Origin of the sequence: Pseudoalteromonas sp. K222D (assembly GCF_017653575.1) — a bacterium.
Classification (GTDB): Bacteria; Pseudomonadota; Gammaproteobacteria; order Enterobacterales; family Alteromonadaceae; genus Pseudoalteromonas; species Pseudoalteromonas nigrifaciens.
In genome coordinates this window covers 1-20,579 of the sequence record NZ_JAGGDL010000033.1, presented here as the reverse complement: position 1 = coordinate 20,579, position 20,579 = coordinate 1, and the positions used below count along the sequence as shown (strand labels likewise).

Genomic DNA, 20,579 nt, shown 5'->3' with positions numbered 1-20,579 from the left:
CTAGCTATTTATTTGCGTCTTTTATTGCTTTAAGTTTAGCTGCGTGGTCAATTTCAAACGCGGGCATGTCTTTATTGCCATCGATCAGGTAGTTATCCATCCAACGCATTAAACGTAAGCTGTAGTCGTACTGAGCTGCTACTTTACGGTTACCGTGGCCCTCGCCAGGGTAGTAAACTAAACGCACGTCTTTACCTTGCACTTTCATGTAACGGTATAGCTCCATTGATTGCGCTGGGTGTACACGAGGATCGTCTTTACCGTGCATAATTAATAATGGTGTTTTAGATTGTCCAGCCCAATAAATAGGGCTGCGCTCTAAGTACCATTGCCATTTATCCCAAGGGTATGAACGAGCATGTACTAGGTTCATTTCGTTAGATATATCGGTAGTACCAAACTTAGATAATTGATTAGATACGCCAACAAACATTACGCTGGCAGCAAAGTGCTCAGTTAATTTTGTTGCGCCCCACGCAGAAGCATAACCGCCGTATGAGCCACCAGTAATACCAACACGTTTAGTGTCTACTAAACCCATATCAACAAGGTGGTTTTTAAAATCTACTAAGTCATCAAACTCTTTGCCTGCGTAGTCATTTTGGCCAAGTTTAGAGTAATCAACCCCTTTACCCGTTGAGCCACGATAATTTGGATAAAATACAGCGTAACCACGAGCTGCCCCCATTTGACCAGGACGTGAGTAGTTAGTTAACCAACCGTCTTTGTCATGGCTTTCAGGGCCGCCATGTACCGACATGATTAATGGGTAACGTGTCCCTTTTTTATAATCAAGCGGATACACAAGTACACCATCAATTTCTACGCCGTCACGGGCTTTTAAATTAATTGTTTGTTGCTTGGCAAAGCGCTTGTCGTTTAGCCACGTGTTTGAATCGGTTAAACGCTCTGCTTTTTTGCTACGAACAATAAACACTTCGTTAGGATGTTTTGCGGTATTGGCGCGCAGCGCTAAGGTTTTATCTGAAGCAGAGATACTTAGGCTTGAGGCAATAAATTGACCCTCTTTAACTATTTTTTTGTATTTAGTGCTGCCGGTTTTAATGCTGCCGACAAAGCTTTGGGTGCCTACATTGGCAATAAAGTTTAAGGTATTGCGTTTATTCTGCCATTCAATATCGGCTACGTGGCCGCTAAAGTTGGGTAACCACTCATCTACTTTACCGCTTTTTGTATCGGCTAAAAATAAGCGACCAGTAGCAGGATCGTGTTTATCTTGTGCGCCTAAAATTGCGATATAACGACCATCATGAGAAAGCTCTGCTGTACCAAGTTTACCCTCTGTGGCAAACGACATAGTTACTTGATTACTTGCTATATCAAACAAGTGCCATTGTGATTTTGTGTACTTATCATCAATTAACGCAGTAGGCTGAGTTTTAACCAGTAGCTTTTTGCCATCGGCAGCCCAGTTAACATCACTAACATAGTTAGCTACATTGAGCGCGGCAGGTGAAAGTGGCTTATCGGTTTGTTTTAAATCAGCAATAAACAGCTGTTTGTTTTTTAAACCTTGTTCGTATACCTCTGCCATAAAGCCTAATTTTTTAAGCTCTTTATCAGATTTATCAGCTGCTGGCATTGCCAAAATAGCGAGGTGTTTATTGTCAGGGCTTAGTGCGTAGCTTGAAATAGAGGTATCTTTTAATGACAGTACTTTATGTGCTTGGCCGCCATCAACCGGAATTTGATAAAGCGCGGTAAATTTGTCATCTTTTAATTTTGCTAAAAAGTAGATGGTTTTACTGTTGTTAGACCATTGAATGCTGCTAATACTAACCGAACCGGTAATAAAAGGGCGCTCTACACCTTTGTCGTTAACCACATACAGCTCACGGTAGTTAGTGCCATTTTCATCAACGTACAGCTCACGCGGCACCGAACGAGTAAAAGCGACATTATCGCCATCTGGACTAATACTGGTTTGAATAACTGATTGAATTTTTGGGATATCTTCAACCGTTAATACTGTTGAAGCACTTACCAATGAGCTAGATAATCCCATTGCAAGCACTAAGCTAAGTTTTAACATTAAACTTTCCTTTATATACACGTTAACTTGGCAGTATAGCAAGGCTGATGTAATAGGCTAAAAAATGCGATTAACACACTGTTTATAAAGGTTAATGGATAAAGCGGTGATAAAAGTAATGACGCCAACTTTTATCACAAATGTTGGCGTATATTTTAATTAATGGATAGGTGAGAAAAGCGCGTTACAAACTCTTTTTAGGTGGCAGTGCTACGTTGGCAAAAATTAACCCAGCTACTAGCGACATAAAAATTAAAAACGTTTGCTGGCCTATATGTTCTGCATAAACAAAGTCTTGACCTTCAATAAGCGAGTTTAAGCCAATATAGGTTTTGCTACCCGGCACTAATACAATTAAGCCTTGCATAGCAACAATAGAAGCGGGGGCGTTGGCCACGCGATTAAATAAGTTACTAAATATGCCAACGGCTAATGCGCCAACAAAGGTCCCTAAGGTGTAATCGAGATACATAGCAGAGCCAATACTGGTGCCATAAGCAATAAAACCAGACGCAATAGACCACACGGCATGTTTAAGCTTGGTTCTAAATATGACTATTAGGCTGCTACACAGCAAAAATATAGCCAGCCAAGGCGTCCACGCTGGCAGTGGCGCAGGTTGCACAAAGTCGGCCTGTCCAAATAATGCAAAACCAATACCTATGCCAATAAAACCACCAAAGTAGAGTTTAAACAGCAACATGAATGAGTCCATCACCCGTGCTGTACCCGACACTAAGTGCCTTGCTGCAAGTTCTGCTAATCCTAGGGCTAATGCTAAACCCGGAATAAATACAATGATGGACGACAGTACCACTAAACGTATATTGATCTCTGGGGCAAAATAAACACTAATAGCACAAGCAACGATTGACGATACAATTGCTACCAAAGGCTCAAGCATGTGGGCGACACGTTTTGAGCGCCCCGACCAAAGCACAAACAAGTATACAATAGATGAGAGTAACGCAGACCAAGCTACATCAAACCAACTGGTGCCCATTAACATAGCAAACGCACCACCAGATGTGGCAAACGCAATGCCCGTAGTGAGTTTATTGTAAGAGTTAGGAGCAACAAAAATAATGTCTAGCTGTTCGTCCACTTCGTGCAAGGTTAACTTGCCATCAAGCATTTGATTAACTAAGTCGTCGGTGTCGGCAAGTGAGCCTAGGTCGTGATCGCCAGGATCTACCCGTGCAACATGGGTATACTCGTCTTCGTGGCCGTCGGTCCAAATAACAAAGGTAACGGAGGTAGGCGACATAACAAACGACGATTTAAGGTCTAAGTAGGTCGCAACTTCCATTAAATGCGCTTCTAAGCGGTATGCGGGCGTACCATATTTGTGCAGCATTTTACCTAATTTAACGATAAATTTGCGTTTTTCTGTAAAGGTTGCGTTTTTCAAATGCTTTTAAGCCAACGGTTAAATAACTAAGCTAAAAATATAGACAAAATTGCGAAATTTGCCCACGTTTAATGGGCGCGATTTTAAACACTAATTGGTGTGTGTCTAGTCATTTTTAATCTAATTTTTTATTTTTTTCAGCTATCCATTGCGACATGTATTGTGTGCTGCGCATTGTATGATGTTTGAGCATTTGGCCTGTAAAGTTTTTTTCGCGATGGGCATTTAAATCGCTACTTATTGAATCGACTTTTTGAATTAACGCAGCGCTTAATTGGGCTTTGTCATACAGCGTATTAAGTAGTGTATTGCCATCTTGTTGTGCTTGTTCAAATTCACTTTGATTGTTGTACATTTCAACGGCTGCATTTGCAAAATCTTCGGCGGTGTTTGCTATTTTTCCAGGCCAAGGTAACTCATTATGCATACCTTCACTGCCAATATTAGTGGTAACACTTGGGGTTTGCATAATCATGGCTTCAAGTAATTTACCTTTAATACCTGCGCCAAAACGCAGTGGTGCTAAACATACTCGTGCGCTTTGCATTACCTCAAGCGCATTATCGGCCCAGCCTTTAATTAAAAACCCCGATTTAGGGTTGTTAAGTGCAGTTGCTTTTGGCGGCGGGTACGATCCATAAATATGCAGCTCAGCTTTAGGCAGTTGCTTGCGAATAAGAGGCCAAATTTGTTGTAAATAAAGCACTGCATCCCAGTTTGGCGCGTGCCTAAAGTTACCGATGGTCATAAAGTGTTGGCGCAGCTCAAAGGTTTTAGTGCTGGTGGGCAATGTGTTTAAATCGACCATAAAAGGTAAATGGTGTAATAAGCTAGGCTCTATTTTAAATACATCATTAAGTAAACTCATTTCATAGCTAGAAATAATAAGGCTTAAATCGCAACGTAAGATGGCTGCAATTTCGCGTTTTGCTATGTCTGAATGCAAGTCGTTAGTGGTAAATTCTCGCTCGCCTTTGTGGGCTTCGTGGCGGGCATTACGCAAACATTGTAGATCTTCAGTATCTAAAATTTTCAGCGCATTCGGGCAATGCTTATCAACGCGCCAACCAAACTGTTCTTCCATCATAAAGCGATCAAACATAACGATATCGGGAGCATATGCTTTAACGTAATCGTCAAAACTTTCGCAGTTAAGCGCAATGCTCTGGCTACTAATACCAAAGTCGTCAAGGTTGACCATGTGCTCGGTGCGCAGTGCCGGCGTTGCAAACTCTACTTGCCAGTTTTGGGCTCTAAAGGCATTTAATAACGACATCATGTGCGTGCCTGCAGCAGATGAGTTGGGCTCTGGCCATACGTAGCCAATTACCAGCACTTTTTTCATTGGCTAGGATCTCTTATTAGTAAGTTTAAATTTACCCATATAGAAACAGGTAAGCTTATTTTTGTGATGGTTATTACAATATTAACGGTAGTAGCACAGTAAATTTAGCGCACTAGTTCTACACAAGTTCAATGCTTATAAAGTCATTTTTTATTAATGGGTAATATTAAAAAATATGACAGCATTTACTTTATTCATCAGCATTGTTTTTTAGGTGTACAGCACTTTATAAATAGCGCTGTAGTGTAGCTTAAGTTAGGGTGGCGATAAATCATTTACGCTATTTTGTATAACCTTAATGCTTTATGAATGCGGCAAAACATGTTTAGATAGCTTTATTAAACTAAATAATTACTAAAGGACAAAACATGAACGCTTTTAGGCTGTTAGTTGCCTTTATTGGCTGTATTGCATTACTGCCAATGAGCTATGCAGAGCAAGGATATCAAACGCCATCGGCTGAACTTGCTGCATTAGTAGATGCTAAGTTATCGCCCACCAGTAGTTTGTCAGACGATGGCCAATGGCTGGCATTGTTTGAGCGCAAACGTGTTGTGTCGCTAGATGAGTTGGCAAAAGAGGAGCTTAAACTGGCGGGCATTAAACTCAACCCGGCAAACTTTTCACGCTCACGCGTAAGTGCAAAATACAGTGAGGTGCAAATTAAACACGTACAAAGTGGTACGGTTATTAATATTAATAACTTGCCACAAGGTATTATTCGCGCGCCAAAGTGGTCATCAAATAGTGAGTACTTAGCCTTCGTGGTTGAGCAAAAAAATGATGCGCGTTTATGGTTATACAATGTAAAAACAAAACAAGCTAATGAGCTAAACTCAATTGCGCTAAACTCTGTCCTTACTGCATCCCCTTATGAATGGCTACCCGATAGCAGTGCCTTGGTTGCAAATTTAGCCGTGAATTTAGGAAAAACCAGGTTACAAAATGATAGTCAAAGTACTGTGCCTGTTATTCAGCAAAGTAGCGGCGAAAAAGCCCCTGCACGTACTTATCAAAACTTATTAACCGGTCCGTTTGATGAGGCGCAGTTTAAGTTTTATGGCCAAGGGCAACTCGCCTATATAACGCTTGATGGTCATGCGCAACCGATTGGCCGCCCTGCGTTACTTAAGTCATTTTCAGTATCACCCGACTCAACCAATATATTAGTGGCAAGCATAAACGAGCCATTTTCGTATCAAGTTCCATACAACCGCTTTGCTACAACATGGCAAATATGGGGAATGCGTGGTTTTTCATTAGTTGAGCTGGCAAAACAACCATTAGCCGATAATATTCCACAAGGCTACGACAGTGTACGTACTGGCAGACGTGACTTTGAGTGGCGAGCCGATCAAGGTGCAGAGGTTATTTGGGCCGAAGCGCAAGATGGCGGTGATATGAAAACCGATGTTGAATATCACGACTTTATTTACAGCTTACGTGCACCGTTTAAGCGCGAGCCTAAACTGTTTGCTAAAGTAGAGCGTCGTTATTCGGGTATAGAATGGGGTAACGATAATATTGCTATGCTCAGCGATTGGCGCTTTAGTGACCGCCAAGTGCGTACTTATATTATTGCCCCACGTGATGCTGATAAAAACCGCATATTATTTTCAGAGCGTAGTTACAACGATGCTTACAAAGACCCAGGTAGAGCACTATATGAGCGCAATGATTTAGGCAGCAAGGTAATAAAAGTGGTTGGCGGACGCTATCTATTTTTACGCGGTAATGGCGCATCAGAGCAAGGTAATGTGCCGTTTTTAGACCAATACGATGTAAAAACTAATAGCAGCAAACGTTTGTGGCAATCAGCGGCACCTTATTATGAGCGTGTTCGTGCGTTACTTGATGACGAAGGTAAGCGTTTTATTACTATTAGAGAGTCTAAAACAGAGCAACCTAACTTTTTTATTCGTGATTTAAATAAACAAAATTTAACTCAAATTACTAATTTTGAGCACCCTTACCCTGCATTTAAAGGCGTAACAAAAGAGCAATTACGTTATACCCGAGATGACGGTGTTGAGCTTTCAGGCACACTTTATTTACCACCAGGTTATGATAAAACTCAAGGCCCATTACCTGTATTAATGTGGGCATACCCGCTTGAATATAAAGACAAAGCAGTCGCTTCTCAAGTGCGTGAGTCGCCTTATGAGTTTACCTCTATTGGTTACTGGGGCCCAATGCCTTACTTAGCTAAAGGTATTGCGGTATTTGACGATCCTAAAATGCCTATTGTGGGTATTAAGGGCAGTGAACCAAATGATAACTTTAGAAAGCAACTAGTGGCCAGCGCACAAGCTGCCGTAGATGTATTGGTTAAAAAAGGCATTGCTGATAAAAACAATATTGCCATAGCAGGGCATTCATATGGTGCATTTATGGTGGCTAACTTATTAGCGCATAGTGACTTGTTTAAAACCGGTATTGCCCGCAGTGGCGCGTATAATCGCACCTTAACGCCGTTTGGCTTTCAAGGCGAAGAGCGCGATTTTTGGCAAGCCGAAGATGTGTACGCAAACATGTCGCCATTTTTTCATGCCGAAAAAATTAACGAGCCAATGTTAATGATTCACGGGCAAGAAGATCCGAATTCTGGAACTTTTCCAATGCAAAGTGAGCGTATGTACGCCGCGTTAAAAGGCTTAGGTAAAGAAGCGCGTTTAGTTATGCTACCCCATGAAGCACATGGCTATCGAGCCCGTAAAAGTTTACTGCATGTATTGTGGGAGCAGGAACAGTGGTTAAACAAATACCTGTTAATGGATGAAGAGGCTGAGCCGGTAAAGGTAATAACTGAGCAAGTGGCAGAGCCAACACCGAGCCAGTAGTAAAGTACGTGTTTATGCTGTGAGAGCAAGAAGATCCACTCTAAATCTCACGGCACCTTCCTAATGCAAAGTGAGCGTATGTACGCCGCGTTAAAAGGCTTAGGTAAAGAAGCGCGTTTAGTTATGCTACCCCATGAAGCACATGCTTATCGTGCTCGTAAAAGTTTACTGCATGTATTGTGGGAGCAGGAACAGTGGTTAGATAAGTACTTACTTAATGACTCTGCCGAGCCGGTAAAGGTAATAACTGAGCAAGTGGCAGAGCCAACACCGAGCCAGTAGTAAAGTACGTGTTTATGCTGTGAGAGCAAGAAGAGCCACTCTAAATCTCACGGCACCTTCCCAATGCAAAGTGAGCGTATGTACGCCGCGTTAAAAGGCTTAGGTAAAGAAGCGCGTTTAGTTATGCTACCCCATGAAGCACATGGCTATCGAGCCCGTAAAAGTTTACTGCATGTATTGTGGGAGCAGGAACAGTGGTTAGATAAGTACTTACTTAATGACTCTGCCGAGCCGGTAAAGGTAATAACTGAGCAAGTGGCAGAGCCAACACCGAGCCAGTAGTAAAGTACGTGTTTATGCTGTGAGAGCAAGAAGATCCACTCTAAATCTCACGGCACCTTCCCAATGCAAAGTGAGCGTATGTACGCCGCACTTTAGAGCAATAAAATGTATTTTTGCACTTTATCATCTCAGACTTTTGCCATATATGAGTGTATAAAACTTCCAAATTCAGACGCTTTTTGTTTTTCATAATAAAGGATAAATAACGCGAAAGCCTTGCTGTTCAGGGCTTTCAAGTGGGGAGATGCTTTACTAATAGGGGAATTTTATTTTGGGCTGATACTTTGTTAAGGGGGAGGTTACCTTACCAAAAACAGGCTCAATGTGAGCGAGTACAAATGGTCATATTACATATCATTTATCTTTCACCTTAGCTCTTTTTCCTTTACCCTTTCGCCTAGAACCTATTACAACTTTGTCTTTAACCCATTACGAGTTTTAAATGATTGATATAACAGTACTCGCGGTATTTATTCCCACCTTCTTTTTTGTTTCGATCACCCCAGGTATGTGTATGACGTTAGCCATGACGCTAGGCATGAGTATTGGCGTGCGGCGCACTTTATGGATGATGCTTGGCGAGCTACTCGGCGTTGCTAGTGTTGCAGTTGCTGCAGTGCTAGGCGTGGCGAGTATTATGCTTAATTATCCAGAGGCGTTTGCTATTTTAAAGTGGGTAGGCGGTGCATACTTAATTTACATTGGTATAAACATGTGGCGATCTAAAGGAAAAATGTCGGTAAATACCAGCAATGCCACAGCTGTAAGTCGCGAGTCGCTGTTTACGCAAGGCTTTGTAACTGCAATTGCCAATCCAAAAGGCTGGGCGTTTATGATCTCATTACTACCACCATTTATCAGCATTGAACATGACGTAGCCCCGCAACTATTAGTGTTGTTAAGTGTAATAATGGTTACCGAATTTTTAAGTATGTTGGCTTATGCAACAGGTGGAAAAAGCTTACGATTATTTTTAACGCGCGGTAATAACATCCAGTGGATGAATCGCATTGCGGGCAGTTTAATGGTCGCCGTTGGTGTATGGCTGGCTTTAGGGTAGTGCTTTAATAGATTAATTACTCGGCATTACAATATTAAAAAAGTAGTTTTCTTTTGTTATTAGCTCCTAAAATGGGTAAAAAACATTGATTATGTAAAAATGAGCTGAAAGTATTAACCTCAGCTGAACGCCTTGCTGTGGTTACATTTGTTGCTATTTTAATTACAAACAATAAAAGTTTCTTAATTTTCTGTATTGCAATTTGTAACAAATTCGGTAATTCTAACAAAATATTCAAGGAAGAATGAATTAAGTCAACGGCTTAGCTACATGCTTTCTTGCCTTTTAAATGTACAGGGAATTGCCACATGAAAAAAACTATCCTTTCTGCGCTTATTTTTGCTCCTCTTTTTGCTGGCTGTGTGTCTACAGCTGATACTTCTGGTGACTTAGATCGTAACGCTGTTGTTGCTGAGTTATCTACACGCATGGATACACTTGGTTACCAACACCCGGTAGACATTGTGCCAGGCATCAATGAATTTCTAAATGCATCGGCTATGGTGCTTGAGCGCCAATATAAAGTAATGGGTCAGTACCGTACGTCTACTGATAATCATCGTGATGTTCAAGCTTTTTTATATGCATACAAAGATGCAACACCTGAAGAGTTACAAACAGCTATAACTGAATTTGATGCGGGTGCAAAAAATAAAGATGAAAAAATTGGTCATAAAATTGCCGCCTATAACCAAGCAAACGAAAGTATTTATCAACAAAACGTCGCACTTGCTACCGACTTAACCGTTGAAATTGCAAAGTCTGCTTATATTTTATCTCAATATAAAAATGAAGTAGCGATGGCATTAGCGCTAAGTGCTGGCAGTAGTATGATGGGTATGTTTGCTGGTGAGGAAGATGAAGCAGAAAATCCAAAAGATATTGGTGTGGCATTGTTAAAAGCAAAAGATCAGCTTTCGCTAGCATTAGAAGCGAATGAAATTATTGAATTAGAGCAAGCGACTATTTCATCAATTAATGAGTTACAGCTAGAGCTAGAAGCGAAAGGTTAATGAAAACAAGCATTTTTGCCTTTTTATTGGCATTTGCTTGTACAAGCTCAGCGCAAAGCTGGCCTGTTTGGGTAGTTCAATCGCAACAAAGTGATGAATACATTACTGCGGTGGGTATTGGTGAGAGCCGCTTAGCTGCAAAGCAAGCGGCTTTAGCCGAGATTGTAACCCAACTCAGTGTTGATGTGAGCACCCAGCAAACACAGTTGTTGAGCAAGCAAAACAATAAATTAGCCAGCTATTTTGAGCAAGCAACAACACTCAATAGTTTACCGTTTACATTAACGGGGATTGAGCAGTTAAATGCAGTTGCACAAAACAACTTATTTGCTTTAAAAATGGGTGTTAAAAAGTCGGTTATAGTAAAAACGTTAAAATCTGATTTATCGGTACTATCGCGAATTACCCCTCCAGAAAAAAATGCTGAGCAACGTTTTATTTGGGCACTGCAAAATAGTGGTTTACTAAACCAAGCGATAAAAAAGTTAGCAGTTTTGGAGCATTTATCAGGTTCTGAGTTGTTGATTAAATCAACACTGAATAATTTATTAACCGAACAGTCAATTGCACTTAATGCAGTTGCGTGCGATGTGATTGGTGCAATCAGCGCACACGAAATTAAATCTGCTTTAAACGACGCATTACCTCACAGCGGCGACACACAACTATGGCTTCGTCCACAATTACGTTGGCAATACGCGCAAACTACAACTAAACACTCTGCAAAAGCCATTTTATCACTAGCACTAACACGCAGCACTAGCCCTTTTAAAGTGTTATTGCAACACGATTTAAATGCCCAAGAAAGTGCCGCTACGCGGGAAAATGCCAAACAAAAAGTGATTCAAAACTTAGTGCAACAACTTAAAGCGCCTGCTAGCCAATGGCTGTTTGATATTTAGGAATAATAATGAAATTAGTAAAAAAATTAACTCTGTCAGCATTAACACTTGCCTTATTAGCTGGTTGTCAAACAAAGCCTGGCAGCAGTACGCAAGTAGAAAAAGTAAGTAATCGTGCATCGAATGCGGTTGTTGCTAAAAGTGCCTACGACTTTAAAGATCACGATATTACCATTCCTGCCTATTTTGATACTCAAGGGCTAGAGCGTTGCACCTTTGATGTTAATAATGAGGCCGAAAGCTGCCCACTGAAAAAGCCCATAGTACGTATGTATTTTGACTTAGCTCAAGTAGCTGGCAGTGGCATTGGTGTAGATGCAATGCGTGAGTTCGATAATGAAAATTTACTCTTTATGCTCGAAAACCAGTTTGCCGGTATTAGCCGCTTTAGAATTATTACTCGCGATGACGATACAATTTCCAAAGAACAGCAAATATTTTTAGAGCAACAGGGTACAAATGCGGCCGCTAAAAGAGCTGAAGTAAGGGCATTAATGCCAGATTTTATTGTAAAAATAGATTCACTGAGAACACTAAAAACCGAAGGGGGTTACAGCGATTGGGCCAATTACACGCTAGAGCTTACCACTGGGGTGATTAACCCTCAAACACGGGAAAAACTATCGCATCCTAATCTTGGAAAAATCCGCGTTAAGTCAGAAGACGTGCGCGAACGCTCAGAATTGAAGTTTCACCGAGTAAATAATCGTTATGTTGCTGGTTTTCGATTTGATGATAGTGCCCATGTAAATGCAGTAATCAATGATATGGGCTCGCGCGGTATTGATATTTTACTTACCCGTATGCTCAGTGAAATGCCTGCAACAGCACAAGTGTTAGGTATTAAAGGAAATAAAATTAGCCTTGATCGTGGCCAAAATGCCGGGGTATTACCTAACGAAACTATGATTGTTTTTAGTTATGAAGCGGGTTTTGTGGAGCCAATTGGCGTTGCGAGTGTTATGCCTTCTAGTAACAGTGCTCAAGGCGAAATTATCCGCTGGAAAGATTCTGATATTGCAGATGACGTTAAAGGTAAAGCTAAAAATAGTATTTATCGCCCAGCAAAAGGTGCAAAAATATTTGCAGTTTCGGTAGGCACACCAGCTGGATTTTTGGAGAACCGTACATGATCAAAAAGCTTTGCTTATTAGCGTTATGCTCCTTAAGCGTACAAGCACAAGTGGATGTTTTAGCGGATGGAACATTACAAACCCAGGCATGTGCGTATGGACGAGGTGGCACTGCTATTTCTGGTGCAAAAGCGCAGGCCAGTGCTGAGCTTATAAGTTTTATTAAAGGTAATAAAAGCCTGACAACGCAAAGCGCACAGCAGCATTTAACAACAAATTTAACTGATGATGCCGCCAGTTTATATGAACAGCAACGCACTACTATGATCGAAGGCTTGAGTGCAGGTGCAGTTCCTTTAAATTACTCAGCGCCAACACTCAGTGGTAACGACACTTGCATGACGGTAAGCCTTAACCCACAAGAATTAGGTGAAATACAAGAGCAAAGCTGGCAACAAGCGACCCAAGATATAAGTGTGACAGTAATAGGTCAAGGCTGGAAAAAAGAAGGTAAAACAGCATTAATTAATGCTGAGCAAGATGCATTACAAAGAGCTGTATCTCAGGTGGTGGGGGTTTGGCTTACGCAGCAACACACGCAATCATCAAGCATGAGTATGAATATTGTTGATGGTAATGAGTCAACTAATATGCAGGAGTTGATTGGCCAGCAGCTTTCTAGTCATAGTGAAGGACTGGTTAAAGAGTGGCAAACGCTCCAAAGTAAGCAGTTAAAAAATGGTGGTGTAGAAATTACGATAATGGCGGTAGTAGAAAAAGCACCGCTAATTCAACAGGCATCGCAATTGTTGAGCATGATCGGCTCACCTAGAGTACAAGTAATCGCTCCTGAACCATTAAAAACAGAGTTAAAAGTTTGGTTGAGTGAGCAAGGTATTGAAGTAGGTGGTGCGGCGAGTTTAGTGATTTATGCACAATCTGATGTTATTAAACGTGGTAATAATCGTCAACTTAACTTAAGTGTTAATGTGCGAGATTTAGCTGGCAATATTTATGGGAATTGGAAAAATGATCCTTCATTTATGTCTTTGCCTGATGACCCTTACGTAGAAAAAGATTTAATGGCAGTACATTTAGCCGGTGAATCGCAGTCAAAAGCACTGCACAGCACGCTTAATACTGCGTTTACTCAAGTTGTTGCAAGAGGCGGATTAGTAAGAGAAGTTCTGTTGCCAAGTAATAAATTAACGCAACCAGAAAAATTGCATGCAGTATTAAGCACTTTAGGTGGTGTAAGCGACGTAGCTATCGATAAGCGCAGTGGTTATACAGTTGCAAGCCTTAGGTACAAAGGTAATACCGGTGAACTTGCCCATGCACTTGATCAAGCATTAGCAACGATTACCGTAAAAACACTTTCTAAAATTACAATCGAAAACGACTTTACACTCAGGTACAAATAAGGACAGATGATGAAATTGAAAATATTAACATTAACAATGGTTTTAGCTATGCCTGCAATTGCAGCTGAAGAATTTAGTTTAACAGACATGATCCCAGCTCGCCCTGGTGCACAAGTAGCTAACGCAGATCAAGCCCAAGTGTCGGGCGATGTAGTGGTTGCAAAAGATACTAATGTAGCGGTAGCTGTTGCTCATCAAGCGCTGATTGATGACGACGAAGACGGTATTAAAATGATTCAAGTAGGCAGTGGTACTGGTATTTTATCAATTGGTAGTGCTAGCTATAACACTTATGACAACATGAATGCGACATTGCTTTCAAAACGAGGCGCTTATAATCAGGCTTATTTAATTGCTAAAAAGCAATTAATAGAAAACATGAAAGGTGTTGAGCACCAATGTAGCAATGTAGTAAGTGCAACAATGGATGTAATAGATACCGGTGTTGAGGGTGTTGCAAACGAGCAAACTAATATGATGGAAGCGTGTAAGGAGTCGGTATCGGGTTCTTTAGCCGGTTTTGTTACTTATGACGTGTACGATAACAATGAAGAAAAGGGAGTACGCGTTAGTTTAATTTCAACACCTAAAACACGCTCGCAAATAAAAGGTAATCGTGGTGCTGTTGCTGTGACTACAGAGCCAAATGCTATTTTTCAGCAAGTAATTAGTGATGTTAAATCAGGTGTTTTACCGCCGGTTGGCGCAAAAGTGTTAACTAACGCCGATAGCGGAGAAGTAATAGTACTAGGTTATGGCTCGGCAATAATACGCGGTAATAAAAATAATAAAGTGGCGCGTAAATTAAAAGGTGCTGCTAAATCACAATCGCAAACGCGTGCACGCTCAGCGCTCCTAGCCACTATGCAAGGAGAGAAAGTATATTGGGAAGGTAGCTTTGACGAAAAGCAAATGGAAGGTACTCAGCAGTTTGAATACGACGATCCTAACCTAAATGATCCACAGCAAGTAAAAGTGCTTGAAGAGGATCGAAATACATTTTTAAACCAATTAAAAATGTCTGATGAATATGCAACATTATCTAAAGGTAAATTACCACCAGGTGTGAGTGTAAAGAGCTTTGCAAGTGATGACGGCTTTTGGCAGTACAGCGTAGCAGTTTATGCGCCAAGTTTAGAAGCAACGGCGCGCCAAGCAGCTAAAGAAATGATAGGTAATAACGGCAATACAGTAAATGGTATGAGCCGCTCTGGTCATAAAATTAAAGCAGTGGGTGGCTTAAACGAAAAAGCGGCTAATCCACAAGGTGCTTCGGGTAAAGTAGCGAGTGAAGAGGAGCTTTAATGCTAGCATCTATTTTAGCGCTTTCGTTGGTGGCTTCGGCCACCTTCGACTCAGAGCAAACAATTGAACAGCAAACTGCTTTTTTTAAAAGTCAGGCTAATGGTCAATACGCCCGAGTTAAGGCGTTAAAATCGAGTGCAAAAAATGCGCTTGAGCAGGCATGTCGTAATGCATTGACCCTGCCTGAGCGCAGTATTATAAAAAGTACCTTAGCTAATAAGCTTAATATTACCTTACCAGAATCGGTGAGTTTTATTGAAGCTGAGGTTACGGGGTATAAGCAAGGAAAACAGCAAGAATGGCTAACCTGTACAGGTATTGTTACCCCTGCTGCTGCAGACATAAACGAGGCAGGTTTAGCAATTAGAGCAGCATGGCAAGTAGGCAAACAGCAAGATAAAAATAACTTGCGTGCATTACTTAAAATAGCAATGGCTCACCCATCGACTATATCTGATGCCGTTGCACTTGTTGCCGACCAATCACCGCAAAGCGAGCGCCTAGCTTACCTAGATAAATACTTAGTAGCCGATGAACTTAAACTTGATGACGCGAAAGTGTCTGTGGCGCAAGTATGGTTTAAAGACATGCGCTACCAACAAGTCATTTCATTAATGCAACAGTGTGAAAGTATTGATTGTAAACGTTTAGGTTTAGCCGCAGAGGCTGAATATGAGCAGCAAAGCGCAGATGATTTAAGCAGCTACTTTTAATTTATAAGGATATAAAAAGTGTACTTGAAAAGTAAATACTTACTAAGGTTAAGTACTATTGCATGCCTTACTTTAAGCTTAAATAGCCTAGCCAAAACAAGTGATGAAGCCGAATTTGAGGCTTTTTTAAAGCAGCGTCAAAGTGAGTTTAGTCAGTATGAACAACAACAAAAGCAAGAGTTTGAAGCGTTTGTGAGTGCCTGGCGTGATGCTGAGAGTGCTTATTTAAAACAAATAACTGCGAAATGGCAAGACCCAAACCTACCTAGCTCAAAAGTGTGGGTCAAATATAGTGACGATTTAAATAAACGCACCAGTGTAAACTTTGAAAGCGGTGAAGTGGTTGTTGAGTTATTAAGTAGCAAAAGCGATGAGCAAGCAGTTGAATATGCAAAAGAGCAGTTAAACGAGCTCTCACAGGTAACCGTAGATAAAACGCTTGCCAAAGATCCAATTTATATTACAGCAAATAACACACTTAACAGTAAAAGCATTATCTCAACAGGCAAGCCCTTAAATAACAAGGTTGAGCAAAGTAAACCACTAACCGCTACTCAATCTAAAAAAGTAGCTGAGCAAACAGTGCTCTCTACAGAAATTGTACGAGAGGTATTAGCTGCAAAGGCTCCTGTAATAACTAAGCAAAAAGATAGGGTGACAATTAGCTACAAATTGCCTGCTAATACGCTTTCAAACCAAGCAAAGCGTTATTTGCCAGAGGTAAAAGTACAAGCTGCGCGTTATAACTTAGAGCCAGCCTTATTGTTAGCAATAATACATACTGAGTCGAGCTTTAACCCACTGGCACGCTCACCTATCCCTGCATTTGGTTTAATGCAAATAGTGCCTACCTCTGCGGGTAAAGATGTAAGTAACTTCTTGCAAGGTAAGCCGTTATTGCTTAGCCCAGAGTATTTATTTCAGGCTGATAATAACGTAGAAGCGGGGAGTACTTATCTGCATATTTTAAGTAATCGCTATTTTAAAAACGTACGTAACGAGCAATCAAGACTGTATATGAGCATAGCCGCATATAATACTGGCCCAGGCAATGTAGCTAAAACTCTCAGTGGCTCAAACTCACTAAATCAGGCAAGTATTGCTGCTAATGCAATGTCGGCAGATAAGATTTATACCTATATGGTTAATAACTTACCTGCACAAGAAACCCGTAATTATTTACAAAAGGTGGTTAAACGCACCGCATATTATCAAGCACAATTGAAAGGAATTTAAATATGAAAAAGTTATTACCAGTAATCGCCGCTTTGGCGTTAGGTGCGTGTTCAAGTACAGAGAAAACGCAATCAGCACCGCTTGCTAAAAATGATTCAGTACCAAATTGGGTACTTCTACCTGTATCAGATAAAGGTTTAGCTTCTTCGTCATGTGTACCTTGGTCGGGCAGTATGTCTACAGACAGAGCGCAGGCAATTGCAGCAGCGCGTGCAGATTTATCGCAGCAAATACAAGTAAAAGCAAGTGTTATGGACCGTCTATATCAACGTAAAGCGCAAAGTAATGATGAGCTAAATGTAGGTGGTACATTTGAGCAAGTAAGTAAACAAGTTGCAGAGCAAAGTCTTGTTGGCGCTATACCTCAAGAAGTAGCATTTGCACGTTTAGATGGTAAAAAACAACTTTGTACCTTAGTAGTAATGAGCAACACACAAGATACCTTTAATAACCTAGTGGCTAAATCGGGAAAACGTTTAGATCCCGGTTCACGCGAAGCGCTTTACGAAGAGTTCAAAGCGCAAAAAGCAATGAAAGACTTAGAAAAAGAACTCGATAATTTAAATAAGTAACTGCGACACCTAATTTTTAATTTAATAGCGTAATTAGCTTTAATTAAATATACAGCCAGTTAGCTTTATTAAGGCTAGCTAGATAATAACTATGAGGGCTAGTAAGCGCTCATTTTTTGTGAAATAAAAATTTACTGACTATTTTAAAAAGGACTAAAAAATGAAAGATATTTTTTTCTTTGAATCTATGCTGACACCTAAAATCATTACTTTTGTATATTGGTTAATGTTACTAGGTGCTGTAATTTCTGGTGTAACCACTATGTTTGTGCAGTACGGTGGTGGTTTTTGGGCTGGGCTTGGTATTATTGTTGGTGGTGTAATTGGCGCTAGAATTTGGTGTGAACTACTTATCGTTTTATTCAAAATTCACGAGAATTTACAAAAAATAGCTAATAAATCAGAATAAAATTTTAACGTGTCACAGTAAGTTTCAGTTAGAAATAAAACCAGACACGTTATTTTATCCAAAAAACTCCGAGAAAACCCATTGATCGACACTAAGTGGCGTCGATGGGTAGTTCACTTTAACCACTTTGAGGTTCAAAAAGCCTAAAATGCATTTGCAAACATAGTTCTAAGTAAATTATTTATAAAGAGGTTAGGGGGGGCGCTGCGCTTCTTATTCTTTGCTGTTACTAACTGTTACGTTGTTGTTTTAACCAAGAAATAAACTCAGCTGCGGGCATAGGATAAGCCATATAATAGCCTTGCATACCGGTAATATTAAGTTGTGCGAGTGTTTTAGCTTGCTCTGCGGTTTCAACGCCTTCGGCAATAACATTAAAGCCAAGGTTGTGCGCAAGTGAGATTATAGTACTTACAATGGCAGACCCTCTATTACCTTCATGTATTTTATCAATAAAGCTTTTATCTATTTTTAGCTCATCAACGGGGTAAGTGTGTATATAGGCTAACGATGAATAACCAGTGCCAAAATCATCAATCGAAAACCTAAACCCTTTAGCTTTGAGCTGCTGCATTTGTGCAATATTTTCAGCCATGTCATCCAGTAAAATGCTTTCGGTTATCTCCAGTTTAAATCTTGTAGGAGATATACCAAACGCATCTACAATACTAACAATATTGTTGTATAAGGAATGTGTTATAAATTGGCAGGCGCTAATATTAATAGCAACACAAAATGAATCATGAAGTTGCTGTGTTTGCTCTAGCGTTTTAATTAACATGCAGGCGTCAAACAGTACACTGCTTTGCAATTGATCAATCAGACCAGATTGTTCCGCAACAGGAATAAAGTAGTAGGGTGATATAATGCCTTTTATAGGGTGTATCCAGCGAATTAATGCCTCCGCGGCTATAATATTACCTTGGCAATCAAGTTGCGGCTGAAAGTAAGCCGCAAACTGCTTTTCTTTTATTGCAGTTATAATGTCGCTTTCTAGCTGTAAACGTAAGTCTAATTCGTGTTGCAGTGCCGGATCGTAAAACGCAAAACGATGGCCGCCAAATTTTTTGGCGCTATACATAGCTGTATCGGCCCGCTTTAGTACATCGTTGCTTGTTGTGTCTGGGCCTTCAATAAAACTAATGCCAATACTGACGGTAATTTTATAACTACAGTTGTTTATTTTAAATGGGTTTTTGAAGCAGTCGAGTATTTGCTTGGCACACACTATTGCCTGGCTTTGTGCATTGTTTTTATTACTACTTAGGTGCTTAGGTAAAATTACAAATTCATCGCCACCAATTCGCGCAATAATACCTGCATTTTTAATAACGGTTTTTAACCGCATAGCAACTTCTAGTAAAACCTCGTCACCGATAACATGGCCTAATGAATCATTAATGCGCTTAAAGTCATTTAAATCTAAAAACAATAGAGTGCCAAATGAAAGCTGCTTTTTAGATTCGCTGATCATCAATTCAAGCGTGTCAGTTAGCATGCGGCGATTAGGCAATGTGGTTAATGGGTCGTAAAATACCAACTCTTTAACTTGCTCTTCAGCAAGTTTACGCTCGGTAATGTCGCGTATCATCCATAAAACATGTTTTTTATTTGGCTCATCAAGTAGGTAGTTATTAATAATTGACGTTCTAGCTTCAAAAATATGTCGGTTACCCATACAATTAAGTTCGTACTCGTACAGTTGTACTTGCTCTGTTTTCAGTGTTTTAGTAATGATAGAGATTACTTTATTAGGATCACCTAATGGTAGCGAGCTTATGCGTTGCTCATTACTTAAGCTATTACATTGCAACTCGTTGCTAGCACCATAACTTTCAATATACTGCGCTTGTTCATCAAAAATGATTCCTAAATCGGGGATCACCTCAATAAATGCTTTTAACTTATCGTTAGAGCGTTGTAGCTCTAAACTAAGTGTTTTTTCTCTTGCGACAGAGCGCGCTTTTTCTATTGCTAAGCCCGATAAATGAGTAAAGCGTTCAATAAGCTTTAAATCTAACGCGGTTGGTGAATTTGGGTGGGGGTAATAAACGGCAAAACTGCCAAGTACTTTGTTGTCTGAGGAAAAAATCGGAGTAGACCAACATGCTTGCAAACCATGCGCTAATGCAATTGCTTTATAATTAGCCCATAGTGGGCTAGTGGCTATGTTGCTAACAATAACTTGTTGCTGCGTATACACCGCAGTGCCACATGACCCTACATTATCACCAATTGTAACACCGTCTATTGCTTGGCAATATTCAGAAGAGAGTTTAGGCGCAGCACCATGGCGAAGTTGGTTACCCTCTAAAATTAAAATCGAACTTTTAGCATTTTTAGAGCCAATTATCGCTTCAATTTGCTCGCAGATAGTATGCAGGCACAGGTGTATATCTACACCTAATGCGATCTGCTCTATGATTTGTTGTTGGGCTGCAAATAATGCTGAATGTTGTGCTGGAGTCACTCAGAAAGTTCCTAAATAATAGTTAATGTGTCTGAGCGCATAGCATTAATAAAAATGAGGAAATTATTCTTATTAATTAAGCAGCTTTTTAATTGATATTGTAAACATTATTGTAACTATTCACCAAGACAAATTATTTTCTAAGGATCTTTTTTAGCTATTGACTGATCCTGCCAGTATGCCAAGCTA

Annotated in this window: 17 protein-coding genes; 13 read left to right on the top strand and 4 right to left on the bottom strand. The window is 40.3% G+C overall.

The window, feature by feature from the left end:
- Positions 1 to 4: 4 nt before the first annotated feature.
- The 3 genes from J5X91_RS14270 to J5X91_RS14260 all read right to left on the bottom strand — a co-directional run bounded on the left by J5X91_RS14270 (position 5) and on the right by J5X91_RS14260 (position 4,809).
- Complete coding sequence (locus J5X91_RS14270) at positions 5 to 2,053, bottom strand: S9 family peptidase (RefSeq protein WP_208835069.1); 2,049 nt, start codon at positions 2,051 to 2,053, stop codon at positions 5 to 7.
- 184 nt (positions 2,054 to 2,237) lie between these two features.
- Positions 2,238 to 3,464: a threonine/serine exporter family protein gene (locus tag J5X91_RS14265; protein ID WP_083497560.1), complete on the bottom strand. Its 1,227-nt coding sequence runs from the start codon at positions 3,462 to 3,464 to the stop codon at positions 2,238 to 2,240.
- Positions 3,465 to 3,579: 115 nt separating this feature from the next.
- Complete coding sequence (locus J5X91_RS14260; protein ID WP_208835068.1) at positions 3,580 to 4,809, bottom strand: glycosyltransferase; 1,230 nt, start codon at positions 4,807 to 4,809, stop codon at positions 3,580 to 3,582.
- Between the two features lie 368 nt (positions 4,810 to 5,177).
- On the opposite strand from J5X91_RS14260, the gene J5X91_RS14255 reads away from it, so the two are divergent.
- The 13 genes from J5X91_RS14255 to J5X91_RS14195 all read left to right on the top strand — a co-directional run bounded on the left by J5X91_RS14255 (position 5,178) and on the right by J5X91_RS14195 (position 17,920).
- Positions 5,178 to 7,649 carry a prolyl oligopeptidase family serine peptidase gene (locus J5X91_RS14255; protein ID WP_208835067.1) on the top strand — a complete coding sequence of 824 codons (2,472 nt, stop codon included), beginning with the start codon at positions 5,178 to 5,180 and terminating at the stop codon, positions 7,647 to 7,649.
- Between the two features lie 63 nt (positions 7,650 to 7,712).
- Positions 7,713 to 7,931 (top strand): hypothetical protein, encoded by a 219-nt coding sequence (locus J5X91_RS14250; protein WP_208835066.1) that lies wholly within the window; start codon positions 7,713 to 7,715, stop codon positions 7,929 to 7,931.
- Positions 7,932 to 7,994: 63 nt separating this feature from the next.
- Positions 7,995 to 8,213: a hypothetical protein gene (locus J5X91_RS14245; protein ID WP_011329871.1), complete on the top strand. Its 219-nt coding sequence runs from the start codon at positions 7,995 to 7,997 to the stop codon at positions 8,211 to 8,213.
- A 442-nt stretch (positions 8,214 to 8,655) separates the two neighbouring features.
- The gene (locus J5X91_RS14240; RefSeq protein ID WP_086994626.1) at positions 8,656 to 9,273 is read left to right on the top strand and encodes a LysE family translocator; all 618 of its coding nucleotides are present in this window, start codon (positions 8,656 to 8,658) and stop codon (positions 9,271 to 9,273) included.
- A 308-nt stretch (positions 9,274 to 9,581) separates the two neighbouring features.
- Positions 9,582 to 10,286, top strand: a complete 705-nt coding sequence (locus J5X91_RS14235; protein WP_208835065.1) for a hypothetical protein — start codon at positions 9,582 to 9,584, stop codon at positions 10,284 to 10,286.
- Positions 10,286 to 11,188, top strand: coding sequence for an LPP20 family lipoprotein (locus tag J5X91_RS14230; protein WP_086994620.1), 903 nt, complete (start codon positions 10,286 to 10,288; stop codon positions 11,186 to 11,188). Before J5X91_RS14235 ends, J5X91_RS14230 begins: the two co-directional genes overlap by 1 nt.
- 8 nt (positions 11,189 to 11,196) lie before the next feature.
- Positions 11,197 to 12,321, top strand: coding sequence for a hypothetical protein (locus tag J5X91_RS14225; RefSeq protein ID WP_208835064.1), 1,125 nt, complete (start codon positions 11,197 to 11,199; stop codon positions 12,319 to 12,321).
- Positions 12,318 to 13,685, top strand: a complete 1,368-nt coding sequence (locus J5X91_RS14220; RefSeq protein WP_208835063.1) for a hypothetical protein — start codon at positions 12,318 to 12,320, stop codon at positions 13,683 to 13,685. The genes J5X91_RS14225 and J5X91_RS14220 overlap by 4 nt, the downstream gene beginning before the upstream one ends.
- A 9-nt stretch (positions 13,686 to 13,694) precedes the next feature.
- Entirely contained in the window at positions 13,695 to 14,990 is a 1,296-nt protein-coding gene (locus J5X91_RS14215) for a hypothetical protein (protein ID WP_208835062.1), read from the top strand.
- Positions 14,990 to 15,703 (top strand): hypothetical protein, encoded by a 714-nt coding sequence (locus J5X91_RS14210; protein ID WP_208835061.1) that lies wholly within the window; start codon positions 14,990 to 14,992, stop codon positions 15,701 to 15,703. The genes J5X91_RS14215 and J5X91_RS14210 overlap by 1 nt, the downstream gene beginning before the upstream one ends.
- An 18-nt stretch (positions 15,704 to 15,721) precedes the next feature.
- The gene (locus J5X91_RS14205; RefSeq protein ID WP_208835060.1) at positions 15,722 to 16,939 is read left to right on the top strand and encodes a murein transglycosylase domain-containing protein; all 1,218 of its coding nucleotides are present in this window, start codon (positions 15,722 to 15,724) and stop codon (positions 16,937 to 16,939) included.
- A gap of 2 nt (positions 16,940 to 16,941) precedes the next feature.
- Complete coding sequence (locus J5X91_RS14200; RefSeq protein WP_086994601.1) at positions 16,942 to 17,511, top strand: hypothetical protein; 570 nt, start codon at positions 16,942 to 16,944, stop codon at positions 17,509 to 17,511.
- A gap of 160 nt (positions 17,512 to 17,671) precedes the next feature.
- Positions 17,672 to 17,920, top strand: coding sequence for a DUF4282 domain-containing protein (locus J5X91_RS14195; RefSeq protein WP_011329879.1), 249 nt, complete (start codon positions 17,672 to 17,674; stop codon positions 17,918 to 17,920).
- Between the two features lie 229 nt (positions 17,921 to 18,149).
- Here J5X91_RS14195 and J5X91_RS14190 read toward each other — a convergent pair whose 3' ends face one another.
- On the bottom strand, positions 18,150 to 20,390 hold the full coding sequence (locus tag J5X91_RS14190) for an EAL domain-containing protein (RefSeq protein ID WP_208835059.1): 2,241 nt from the start codon (positions 20,388 to 20,390) through the stop codon (positions 18,150 to 18,152).
- Between the last annotated feature and the right edge of the window lie 189 nt (positions 20,391 to 20,579).

Coding starts and splice junctions, on each gene's coding strand:
- J5X91_RS14270 (WP_208835069.1), bottom strand. CDS start 2,053: ATGTTAAAACTTAGCTTAGTGCTTGCAATGGGATTATCTAGCTCATTG.
- J5X91_RS14260 (WP_208835068.1), bottom strand. CDS start 4,809: ATGAAAAAAGTGCTGGTAATTGGCTACGTATGGCCAGAGCCCAACTCA.
- J5X91_RS14255 (WP_208835067.1), top strand. CDS start 5,178: ATGAACGCTTTTAGGCTGTTAGTTGCCTTTATTGGCTGTATTGCATTA.
- J5X91_RS14250 (WP_208835066.1), top strand. CDS start 7,713: ATGCAAAGTGAGCGTATGTACGCCGCGTTAAAAGGCTTAGGTAAAGAA.
- J5X91_RS14245 (WP_011329871.1), top strand. CDS start 7,995: ATGCAAAGTGAGCGTATGTACGCCGCGTTAAAAGGCTTAGGTAAAGAA.
- J5X91_RS14240 (WP_086994626.1), top strand. CDS start 8,656: ATGATTGATATAACAGTACTCGCGGTATTTATTCCCACCTTCTTTTTT.
- J5X91_RS14235 (WP_208835065.1), top strand. CDS start 9,582: ATGAAAAAAACTATCCTTTCTGCGCTTATTTTTGCTCCTCTTTTTGCT.
- J5X91_RS14230 (WP_086994620.1), top strand. CDS start 10,286: ATGAAAACAAGCATTTTTGCCTTTTTATTGGCATTTGCTTGTACAAGC.
- J5X91_RS14225 (WP_208835064.1), top strand. CDS start 11,197: ATGAAATTAGTAAAAAAATTAACTCTGTCAGCATTAACACTTGCCTTA.
- J5X91_RS14220 (WP_208835063.1), top strand. CDS start 12,318: ATGATCAAAAAGCTTTGCTTATTAGCGTTATGCTCCTTAAGCGTACAA.
- J5X91_RS14215 (WP_208835062.1), top strand. CDS start 13,695: ATGAAATTGAAAATATTAACATTAACAATGGTTTTAGCTATGCCTGCA.
- J5X91_RS14210 (WP_208835061.1), top strand. CDS start 14,990: ATGCTAGCATCTATTTTAGCGCTTTCGTTGGTGGCTTCGGCCACCTTC.
- J5X91_RS14200 (WP_086994601.1), top strand. CDS start 16,942: ATGAAAAAGTTATTACCAGTAATCGCCGCTTTGGCGTTAGGTGCGTGT.
- J5X91_RS14195 (WP_011329879.1), top strand. CDS start 17,672: ATGAAAGATATTTTTTTCTTTGAATCTATGCTGACACCTAAAATCATT.